The following is a 10,649-nucleotide window of genomic DNA, read 5'->3' as shown; positions in this document are numbered from 1 at the left end:
GGGAGTCAGCACTGGGACAGGTCTAGCTGTCGGTATCGGCGTAGGCGCAGATCCACTGCCAACTCTCTCGGCAAAGTTGCCCTGGAAGTTGTTGCCAGCCAAGTAAGCGGCGGCTACTGCCTCCGGCGTGCCGGGAGCTACTTGAATGGCTACTCCCACGCCCTCGCCCCGAGCTAGGAAGGTATTTCCGGCAATGGTGCGGGCTTGCGTTCCTTGCAAAATGCGGATGCCAACGCTGCCAGCTATCCCGCCCACGCCGATCCGGTTGAATTGAATAGCTGGAGCCGATCCCGCTCCATCCAGTTGGATTCCAGTGGTGCCGCTGGTAACTGTTTGTTGCTGGCCTTGCAACGCCAAGCTAGCCGCGGCAGTGGGTGGATCCCCTTCGATTTGGTTGCTGCGGAAAACCCCGCCAGAGTTGTCGATGTAGCGAACTGCCAAAGCCCCCAGAGCTTGCAGACGGATCGCGTTGTTCTCAATGAGGGGGTTGCTCCCCGGCATAGTGCCACACCTACGCCCCCTACCTTGCTGACAATGACTGAGATGCTGGCGACGCGACCATTGCCCGAGATCTGGACACAGGGATCCAAAAATTGCCGGCAGAAGATCTGGGCCAATTGGTTGAAAGCTCCCTCCAAGACGGCGGCATCGCCGTTGACCAAGATGTTGGAGCTAGGGTTGTTGAGGGTGACCTTGCTCGGCTGAAAGGTGCCACCGTTGACCTGAATCTTTCCACCTTCCAACACGACCTCTACCCCTTGCAGGCTAGTTTGGCTGGCTACAACCACATCGAACAACCCCGCTAGGATCTCGTAGGCAGCAGAGCTGGTAATCCGAATCCGCCCGCCATTGGTGCCGTCACCTCCATCCAGGGCGAGGTTCTTCTCCAGTCTCTCCTTGCCCGCCCCCAAAATCTGGATCAGCACCTCTAGTCCTGCTGTGGCATTTTGCAGCCGCTGCGCTTCTGCAACGGCATCAGCCACCTTGGTAAAGGGGCCCCTGGCCGGATCCACTTGCAGGACGACAGATCCACTACCTGGCGACGGCAGAGGGGGAGAGTTGCCTGTGCCTCCTCTACAGCCGAAAGCGATCCCTGCCAACAGAGTCAGCAAAAGGGAACGAACTGGCCAGATAGATTGGGATACTTGGCTGTTTGTAGGACGAAGTCCTTCCATCGGTGGAAGATCCTTGGCAAGTTCCCATCAGTCAAGCCTATCAGAACTGAAGACACCCAGAGCCCCGATAGACCCCTGGGATCAATCTTCTCAAGCAGAGCCTCCTAAAGGGGATGGGATCTTGGCAGAGGGTCTGCAGTCAGTAGGGAAATTTGAAGTTCTAGCGTTGTCGGCCAACCACGACCACTTGCAAGCAGCCCAGAGCAGATGCTGAGCCGGTATATCCTAGGAACGGATCCAGATAAGTTACAGGTCAGCCATGTTCTCTTTCATTCGCCCGGTCGCGCGCAACAGCTGGCTGCCCGCTTAAGAGATCCTGGGGCTGCCCCGCTGCAACTCATCGATGTGCGAGAACCGGTAGAGCCAGAGCTAGCCAACCTCAGTGCCCTTGGCTTTAGTACCGAGAGTAGCGCGAGCGGATTCTGGCGGAGCTTGACCGAGATTGCTCAGCTCTCGTCCTCTGCACCCACAACATTAGCGTCGGCATCCACGCCTAGGCTCTTGAGGTAGATCCCAGCCTGCCCCTTATTGAGTTCTACAGCGTCAGGGATTCCACCTTTTGCTCCAACAACTGGGCTAGATCTTGCAAGAAGGCCGCAGCGTGGGCGCCGTAAATGACGCGGTGGTCGCAGGTGAGGTTAACCTGCATTTGGGAGCGAATGGCAATGGCTTTTTCCGGCGTAGCCACCACGGTGGGGCGAGCAGCGCCAATGGCCAAGATAGCCCCTTGGTTGGGGGGCAGGATGGCGTCGAAGCGATCCACCCCAAACATGCCCAGGTTGGAGAGGGTGAAGGTGCCACTGTTGTACTCTTCTGGCTGCAGTTGCTTGCGCCGCGCTCGCTCCACCAGCTCCTTCCAACGCCGTGAGAGTTCGTACAGGTCAACTCGGTTGGCTTGCTTGAGCACAGGGGTAATTAGGCCCCCATCCTCCATGGCCACCGCCACGGCAATGTTGATGTCCGCTTTGTAGTGGATCCCGTTTTCTGTGTAGCTGGCATTGAGGAGGGGGTGCTTTTCTAGAGTGAGGGCCACAGCTTTGACCAAAAGGGCCGTCAGCGTTACCCCCTTGGGCTTCACCTGTTGGTAAAGCTGATCCAAGCTGTCGGTTGTGATGGTGTAGCCGACGTGGAACACTGGCACACCCAGGCTGGCGTTCATGTTGTGCACCACCGCCGCCTGCAGGGTGCTCAAGGGAACCACTTCTCCCAAGGGCGCAGAGACAGGGGGAGGAGCAGCCGAGGAAAAAGCTGCCGCCGGAGCAGAGGCAGCCTGAGCTGCGGCCCGCTCCACATCTTCTGCTACGATGCGGCCCCCTGGGCCAGAGCCGCGCACAGTGCGCAGGTCAACCCCCAAGCTCTCTGCCAGTTTCTTTGCCCGTGGGGAAGCCAGGATCCGCTGGGATCCGGCCCCGTCGGAGCCAGTTGGGGGTGCGGAGGTGGAGATCGCTGCAGGGGCAGAGGCTGGCCGTTGCACTGGGGGGACAGAGGCTGCACTAGGCGTAGCTAGTGGCGCAGCACCCTTAGAGAGGGCCTTAGCTCTCTCTTGAGCCTCGGCCACCTCTGCTTCGGTTTCGGCAATGAGGGCAATGGGCGTGCCCACCGGCGCCGATTCCCCTGCCGGTACCAGGATGCTGGCCAGAATGCCGCTGTGGAAAGACTCCACATCCATGTCCGCCTTGTCCGACTCCACCACCAGGATGTTTTCCCCTTTCTCCACCCGGTCGCCGGGGTTTTTCAGCCAGGCAACGATCTTGCCCGTTTCCATGGTGGAGCTGAGGGCCGGCATGGAGAGTTCGTGGATCATGGCGGGGATGGCAACACAGCAGAGAAGATTGTAACCCAGCCAACGCGATCTCAGCGCAGCCCCCTGAGCCTATTGGGTACCATCGCCTTCCGCCTCAGCCACCACCAACAGAGTTTTCAGCAGGGAATCCGGGTTGAGGCTAATGGAGTCGATCCCTTGCTGCACTAGGAAGCGGGCAAAGTCAGGGTAGTCGCTGGGGGCCTGGCCACAGATGCCAATCTTGCGCCCGTGGCTTTTCACGGTCTGGATTACCTGGGCGATCATCCGCTTGACCGCCTCGTGGCGCTCGTCAAAAAGATGGGCCACCAGGGCGGAGTCGCGGTCCAACCCCAGGGTGAGCTGGGTGAGGTCGTTGGAGCCGATGGAAAAGCCGTCGAAGATCTGGCAGAACTCGTCGGCCAGGATGACATTGCTGGGCAGCTCGCACATGACGTACACCTGCAGGCCGTTTTCCCCTCGCACCAGGCCGTGGCGGGCCATCTCCTCCAGCACCTTGTGCCCTTCTTCGGGGGTGCGGCAGAAGGGAATCATCAAGATGACGTTGGTCAGGCCCATCTCGTCCCGCACCCGTTTCATGGCCCGGCACTCAAGGGCAAAGCCGTCGCGATAGCGGGGATCGGTGTAGCGGGAGGCCCCCCGCCAGCCAATCATGGGGTTTTCCTCGTGAGGCTCGTAGCGGGATCCGCCCAGCAGGTGGGCGTATTCGTTGCTCTTGAAGTCCGATAGCCGCACGATCACCGGCTTGGGGTAGAAGGCAGCGGCGATGGTGGCCACTCCCTGGGCCAGCTTGTCCACAAAGTACTCCGGCTTGTCAGAATACTGGGCGGTGAGCTCTGCCAGGCGCGGCTCCTCCTTGACCGCCTCCTCGTAGTGAACCAACGCTAGAGGGTGCACCTGGATGTGGTTGGCGATGATGAACTCCAGCCGCGCCAGACCCACGCCATCGCAAGGGATCTCGCTGAGGCCAAAGGCTTTTTCCGGGTTGCCCACGTTCATCATCAGTTGGGTGCGGGGGCGGGGCAGCTCCTCGAGGGGGATCTCTGTAACTTCATAGGACAGCAAGCCAGGATAGACGCGCCCTTCCTCCCCTTCGGCACAGGAGACGGTGATGGGATCGCCGGAGCGGAGTACTTGCGTGGCGTTGCCGCAGCCAACAATGGCCGGGATCCCCAGCTCGCGGGCGATGATGGCCGCATGGCAGGTGCGCCCCCCTTGGTTGGTGACGATGGCGCTGGCCTTTTTCATGATCGGCTCCCAGTCGGGATCTGTTTTCTCCGTCACCAGCACCTCGCCCGCTTGGAACTGATCCGAGCGGCGCACATCCAAAATGACCCGAGCTGTGCCCTGGCCAATGGCCTCCCCCACTGCTCGTCCCCGAACCAGGGGTTCTGGGCGCGCCTGTGGCTGCGTCAAGCGATAGGTCTTGAGGCGGTTGGCGGCTTTTTGGGACTGCACCGTCTCAGGGCGGGCCTGGACAATGAACAGCTCGCCCGTGATCCCATCTTTGGCCCACTCGATGTCCATGGGGGTGAAGCGGCCCCGCAGTGCCGAGTAGTGCTCTTCGATAAGGCAGGCCCAGCGAGCCAACTCCAGGATCTCGTCGTCCTTGAGGGCATATTGCCGGCGTAGGCTTTCGGGGACGGGTACGTTTTTGGTGAAACGGGATCCCTCCTCGTCGTAGACCAGCTTCAGGGCTTTGCTGCCCAGCTTGCGCGAGAGGATGGGCCGCAGCCCCTGCTTCAGGGTAGGCTTAAAGACCACGTATTCGTCGGGGTTGACGATCCCTTGCACCACGTTTTCCCCCAGGCCATAGGCCGCGGTGATCAGCACCGCATCTTTGAAGCCGGTTTCTGGGTCGATGGAGAACATCACCCCCGAACAGGCCAAGTCCGAGCGCACCATCTTCTGTACCCCCACCGAGAGGGCCACCTGAAAGTGGTCAAAGCCCTTGATCTGGCGGTAGGAGATGGCCCGGTCGGTAAACAGGCTGGCAAAGCAGCGGTGGCAGGCATTCAGCACCGCCTTTACTCCGTGCACGTTGAGGTAGGTCTCCTGCTGGCCGGCAAAGCTGGCGTCGGGCAGGTCTTCCGCCGTGGCGCTGGAGCGCACCGCCACATCGGTGTCAGGGCCGTAGCGCTCGCACAGCTTCTGGTAGGCTTCGGCAATGGCCTGCTCTAACTCCAGTGGGAAAGGTGTCTGCAGGATCAAGGTGCGGGCAGCTTTGCCCCGCTCGCGCAGGTTCCGCACATCCTCGATGTCCAGGTCCTTGAAGATCTCCCGCAGCTTCTCCTCGAGGCCGCCAGCGGCAATGAACTGGCGGTAGGCATGGGCGGTGGTGGCAAACCCCAGGGGCACGCGGATCCCTTTGGGGGCTAGCTGCTGCAGCATTTCTCCCAAGGAGGCGTTTTTCCCGCCTACCTGAGCAATATCCCGTAGGCCCACCTCTGTGAGAGACAAAACCAAGGGCGGCTCTGAGCCAAGCTGGCGTTGAGGGGGTTGCTGAAGCGGGGACCCCAGCGCTGCTCCATCCAACATGCCTTGCCTCCTTGTACCCAGCGGACCAACTGTGCAATAAGTGTTGCAACACTTGCGTGTAGCAAGAAACTTTCCCCAGCCAGAATCTGGACCGGCTTTAAGGGGCTATACTCCCACTGTACTGAGGGTTTTTCTCTGATTAAAATCCCAGCACAGCCCCCTAGAGAAACCTGAGAAGGAGACGACACAAAGCCAATCCTGCCAAGATCCTGCTGAGAAAGCTGACACAAATCTTCGACCTTTTTTACCTAATGCAAAAGTAACCGCTCTGCCACAATGTTTTCAAAGCAGCAGTTTGCGGAAACAGGGCAAATGGAAGACCCCAGAGATCCAGTGGCAGAAATTCGCCGGGTGACAGTGACGGAAAAACAGCAGGGCTTGCGGCTGGATCGCGGGTTGGCAGAACAACTGCCGGATCTGTCTCGCTCGCGCCTGCAGCAGCTCATCCGCCAGGGCCAGGTTTGGCTCAATGGTCAGCCCTGCCTGGATAAGGATCGCCCCCTGCAAGCGGGGGATCAGATCGAGGTGCGGATCCCGCCAGCCACCCCAACCTCGTTGCAGCCGGAACCGATCCCCTTGGACATCCTCTACGAAGACGAGGATCTCCTTGTCATCAACAAGCCGCGCGGCCTGGTGGTGCATCCTGCTCCCGGACACGCCAGCGGCACCCTGGTGCATGCGCTGCTGGCCCATGGTTCTCACCTTTCGGGGATCAACGGCGAACTGCGTCCGGGGATTGTCCATCGCCTGGACAAAGACACCACCGGCGCCCTGGTGATTGCCAAACACGATCAGGCTCACCAGCACCTGCAGGCCCAAATTCAAGCCAAAACTGCCCGGCGCATCTACCTGGGAGTGGTGTTCGGGCGTCCTGCCCAGAGCCAAGGCACTATCTCTGCCCCCATTGGGAGGCACCCGGTGGATCGGCAGAAGATGGCCGTCCTGCCCCCCGGCCAAGGGCGAGCAGCGGTAACCCACTGGCAGGTGCTGGAGCGCCTGGGCAACTACACCCTAATGCAGTTTGAGCTGGAGACCGGTCGCACCCATCAGATTCGGGTGCATGCCGCCCACCTGCACCTGCCCATTGTTGGGGATCCCCTCTACACCCGGAGCAAAACCAGCCCCGTCAAGCTAAGCGGCCAAGCTCTCCACGCCTGGAAGCTCTCCTTTGTTCACCCACGCACTGGCCAGCCACTGCAGTTTACCGCTCCCTTGCCAGAGGAGTTTGAGCGGCTGCTGCGGCAGTTGCGCAGCCAGGTTAGCTAAGGGAGAGGCAAGCAGGATTGCAAAAAGCTAGGGCACGGAGCTCGGCGTTCTTAAACAGAGGCTAACCCAGCTTTCACCAATCCACAACCTCCGTTCGGGGGCAAAAGTGCTTGACTAAAGGCAACTAGCCATTGTTGCGGATCCCTTTACATTTGCCGGCGTCGCTGAGGTTAGCCTTATGAGTTCCCTGAGCTCCCGTCGTTTTTTCCTGCAGTTGTTGATGTTTGGGGGTGGGGCAGCTGCCCTGGCCGCCTGTGGGGGCACCTCCAGTTCTTCTATCCCGCCGCTGGGAGAGCCGGGATTTCCCCAAGGGGTGTTTGCCGGGGATCCCACCCCCGAAGGGGCAGTGCTCTCGACGCGGGTGGTGCCGGCTAGCAGCGTGGATACGGTGGCGGTGACGCTGCAGGTGGCGGAAAATGCTGGGTTCAGCCCCATTCTGCAGCAGGTTTCCCTCACTGCCCGCCGCGTGGCCGGTCGCAACTACCGCACCGAGCCAGGCGACTACATTGTCCGCACCGTCGTCACCGGCCTAAGACCGGCGCAGCGCTATTTCTACCGTTTTGTTAGCGAGGGGTTTACCAGCCCCGTGGGCCAGTTCCGCACCCTGCCAGCTCCAGGCGATGGGCGGCCCATCCGCTTCTTGCACATCAGCTGCGCCAACGAGCCTCCTTTTCCCATCGGGGCGGCCCTGCTGGCAGAGGTCAACCGCGGCGACATCGATTTCATCGCCTTCAACGGCGACACCGTTTACGCGGATCGCTTCTGGCTGGGTCTGGATCCGATACCAACGCTTGAGTTTTACCGCAGCCTCTATCGGGATCAGCGGGATCCCAAATATGCCGGGCCGGAGTTTGCCCAGTTGTTCAGCCGCACGGCTTTTGTTTACAACTGGGACGACCACGAGGTGATCGACAACTACAGCGGCCAGAAGGCCCGCGGCGGTCGCGCCGTCCAGCTCAACGACGCCACCGGGCAAACCCGCGATGTGGAAGATCTTAGAGTGTTAGGCTACCAAGCCTTTTTTGAATACAGCCCCATGAACCCGAATTTGACGGATGTGCCGGGGGTGGATAGCCGGGATCGGCTGTTTCGCAGCTTCCGCTACGGGGCCAATGCCGAAGTCTTCATCCTCGACCTGCGCCAGTACCGCGACTTGGCTGCCGTGACCCCTATCCTGCCCATCTTGCCCCCCGGCCTGACTCGTCAGCGCTTTTTGGAGCTGGCCGGCATCCGCCTCACGCCCGAGCAGGAGACCCTTTTCTTCGGCCCGCCGGGATCCGAGCAAGCCCTGTTTAACCTGCTGCGCCGCACGCCGCGCACCCTCTTGGGAGAGCCGCAGAAGCAGTGGCTGTTCAGCGGCCTGCGCAACTCCACTGCCACCTACAAGTTCATCGTCAGCGAGTTTCCCATCACAGTGACCTATTTCCGCTCCAACGACGTGTGGGAGGGCTATTGGCTGGAGCGGCAGGAGGTGATCGACTTTATCGAGCAGAACAACATCCGCAACGTGGTGTTCCTAACCGGCAACAACCATGCTGGCTTCATCGGCCAGGTCAACCCCGGCAGCAGCAACCCCATTTGGGAAGTATGGACTGGCCCCACCGGACGGAGTGTTACCGCTTTAAGCATCGATGAAGAAGGGAATCGCCTAGGGATCCCCAACGCCAGCCGCCTCTACTACCGGATTGTGAATGGCTTTCTGGCCCCTGTGAACCCTGCCAATCCAGAGGTGAGCGGGATCCCTGGCGTAACAACGGGCAACCTGCGCTTCTTGGAGCTGGCAGTGCCTAACTACAACGTCATCGAAGTGTCCGGCAGCCGCTGCACCATTCAAATCAAAGGCCCCACCGGCAGTGTTCTGACCGATCCCCTGGGACGCCGCGGAGAACTGATTCTGCCCCAGTGAGGAGCTGGATAGCTCCGGCCTAGAAAAATAGAGGGCTTTAGGCAGATTTTATCCACCCTACTCTGATCGAAATCAAGGGATCCCCGCTCTGGTCGGGATCCCTTTTTTGCGATTTTCAACATGGGATCCTTAACGTGATCTGGATCATTCGGGAGAAACAGAGTTGGCTGCTAGAGTGTGGGTGTTGAGGGGGATCCCTGTAGCCAAATCCATTCTTTCTCCGTTCTTCAGTAAGGAGGGCATTCCTATGGCTTCGGTGCGGGGCTGGTTGATGGCAAGCCTGATAGGGGCAGCCGCGGTTGTCGGGGGTGCTGCCGCCTAGGCTCAGAGCCGTAGTTTATGGCTTTTTCATGGACAATCGACAGTAGTTACAGGCTACTTCTACCAAGGTGAAAACATCTGGGCGCAGTGCGATCGGGATTGCTTCGATGTGGATCTGGTGCTTTACGATGCCAGTGGTCAAGTGTTGGCTACAGACGAACTCTTGGACGATTTCCCCATTGTGCAAGCACCCTACGAGGGCAACTTTTCCGTCAAGGTGATTATGGCTAGCTGTCTCCACCCGCGTGGTTGCGCTGTGATTGTAGATTCGGACTACAGCTTCTAAAGGGGCGCCGGCTGTCCTTAACTTCGCCCCCACGGCTTGGAAAGCCAAGTCAGCAGCCTAGCCTGCTTTTTGGGTGGCTTCTTGCACTTTGGCGTGGGTAAACTTGCTTATGCCATGGACGGTCTTCTCCCAGTAGAAGGGCTTGGTAAAAAGCTGCCACAGGGCCATATAGGCTGCGATGGAGTGGAGCTGCCAATAGATGGGGTTGAGCAGGGCATAGAAGGCCAGATCGTAGTAGCCGCGTCGGAAGACAGCCACCAAGTTCAAGTAGATCCCGATGGCATTTCCTACCAGGAGATTGAACAAGCCTAGGTAGATCAGCCAACTGGGGAAAATGTTTTGCAGCCAATGAGCACGGGTGAGCAGCCAGTAGAAAAAGAGCAGCCACATAATGGGGCTGGTGAGGAAGGTGAAGAAGCTGCCCCCGATGAAAAATTGGTAGGCCAGCCAGTTTTTGAGGCCCAGTTTGCGCAACGAGCGCAGGGGGTGGCGGTTGTGGACTAGCCAAGTCTGCATGTAGCCCTTAATCCAGCGAGAGCGCTGCCGGATCCAGTTTTTGAGGGCGCAATTGGCCTCTTCGTAGGTGGTGGAGTTGATCACCCCTACCGTGTAGCCGTGCTGGCTGGCGCGGATGCCTAGATCGGCGTCTTCGGTAACGTTAAAGGGATCCCACCCCTGCAATTCCCGCAGGCGGTCGGTGCGGAAATGGTTGCTCGTGCCTCCCAGGGGGATGGGCATTTTCAGAGTTTCCAAGCCTGGCAGGAGGTAGTCAAACCAGTAGGAATACTCCAGCGTAAACATGCGGGTGAGGAAGTTCTCGTTGCGGTTGAAATAGTTGAGAGCAGCCTGGACGCAGACCAAGCTGGGATCCCCTTTTTTGAAGGCGATGATCGCTTTTTTGAGTTGGTCGGGGTCGGGGATATCTTCAGCGTCATAGATGGTGAGGTATTCGCCGCGAGCAAAGGCCAGCCCATAGTTGCAGGCTTTGGGCTTGGTCTTGGGCTTGCTATCTGGCACGATGAGTAGGCGCACGTAGCGGGGAGGCTTGGCGGCCCGAGCGGCTTCGATGGTGGCCTGGTCGTTTTCCTCCAGTAAGATGATCACATCCAAGCGCTCGTGGGGGTAGTCCAGCTTGGAGAGGGAGTTGATGAGAATTGGGATGACTTCTGGCTCTTTGTAGACCGGCACCAGGATAGTGTAGATGGGCAAAGTGCGGTCATCGAGGGCGGCCACTTCTTCATCGGTAATCTGGTGGAAGCGATCGGCGGATCCCACCAGGCTGAGCAGCAGTTTGAACAGGATCGAAGCGACGTAAAAAAGATTGATCAGCAGCACCAAAATGGTCAGAGTCGTCCA

The 10,649-nt window shown here is 59.4% G+C and carries 7 protein-coding genes and 1 pseudogene; 3 read left to right on the top strand and 5 right to left on the bottom strand.

What is annotated here, in order from left to right; all coding sequences use genetic code 11:
- The 4 genes and pseudogenes from NW860_RS08765 to ppsA form a co-directional block, all read right to left on the bottom strand.
- Window positions 1–255 (bottom strand): annotated as a pseudogene (locus NW860_RS08765) (right-handed parallel beta-helix repeat-containing protein); the annotation flags it as partial.
- The gene (locus NW860_RS08760; protein WP_414513671.1) at window positions 243–983 is read right to left on the bottom strand and encodes a hypothetical protein; all 741 of its coding nucleotides are present in this window, start codon (window positions 981–983) and stop codon (window positions 243–245) included. The gene NW860_RS08760 and the pseudogene NW860_RS08765, both read right to left, overlap by 13 nt.
- 727 nt (window positions 984–1,710) lie before the next feature.
- On the bottom strand, window positions 1,711–2,979 hold the full coding sequence (locus NW860_RS08755) for a dihydrolipoamide acetyltransferase family protein (RefSeq protein ID WP_414425847.1): 1,269 nt from the start codon (window positions 2,977–2,979) through the stop codon (window positions 1,711–1,713).
- 69 nt (window positions 2,980–3,048) lie between these two features.
- Complete coding sequence (ppsA, locus tag NW860_RS08750; protein WP_414513668.1) at window positions 3,049–5,514, bottom strand: phosphoenolpyruvate synthase; 2,466 nt, start codon at window positions 5,512–5,514, stop codon at window positions 3,049–3,051.
- A gap of 312 nt (window positions 5,515–5,826) precedes the next feature.
- Here ppsA and NW860_RS08745 point away from each other — a divergent pair, with 312 nt between their 5' ends.
- The 3 genes from NW860_RS08745 to NW860_RS08735 all read left to right on the top strand — a co-directional run bounded on the left by NW860_RS08745 (window position 5,827) and on the right by NW860_RS08735 (window position 9,293).
- The gene (locus NW860_RS08745; RefSeq protein WP_414513666.1) at window positions 5,827–6,780 is read left to right on the top strand and encodes an RluA family pseudouridine synthase; all 954 of its coding nucleotides are present in this window, start codon (window positions 5,827–5,829) and stop codon (window positions 6,778–6,780) included.
- A gap of 178 nt (window positions 6,781–6,958) precedes the next feature.
- Window positions 6,959–8,686, top strand: a complete 1,728-nt coding sequence (locus tag NW860_RS08740; RefSeq protein WP_414513664.1) for an alkaline phosphatase D family protein — start codon at window positions 6,959–6,961, stop codon at window positions 8,684–8,686.
- 430 nt (window positions 8,687–9,116) lie between these two features.
- Window positions 9,117–9,293 (top strand): hypothetical protein, encoded by a 177-nt coding sequence (locus NW860_RS08735; protein WP_414513662.1) that lies wholly within the window; start codon window positions 9,117–9,119, stop codon window positions 9,291–9,293.
- A gap of 57 nt (window positions 9,294–9,350) precedes the next feature.
- Here NW860_RS08735 and NW860_RS08730 read toward each other — a convergent pair.
- Window positions 9,351–10,649, bottom strand: a 1,299-nt coding sequence (locus NW860_RS08730; RefSeq protein WP_414513660.1) for a glycosyltransferase, incomplete at its 5' end; no start/stop codon positions are given.

Source organism: Synechococcus sp. F70.1, assembly GCF_047502745.1.
GTDB lineage: Bacteria > Cyanobacteriota > Cyanobacteriia > Thermostichales > Thermostichaceae > Thermostichus.
Note: the sequence above shows the minus strand (reverse complement) of the source record. Positions and strands in the feature narration are given on the sequence as shown.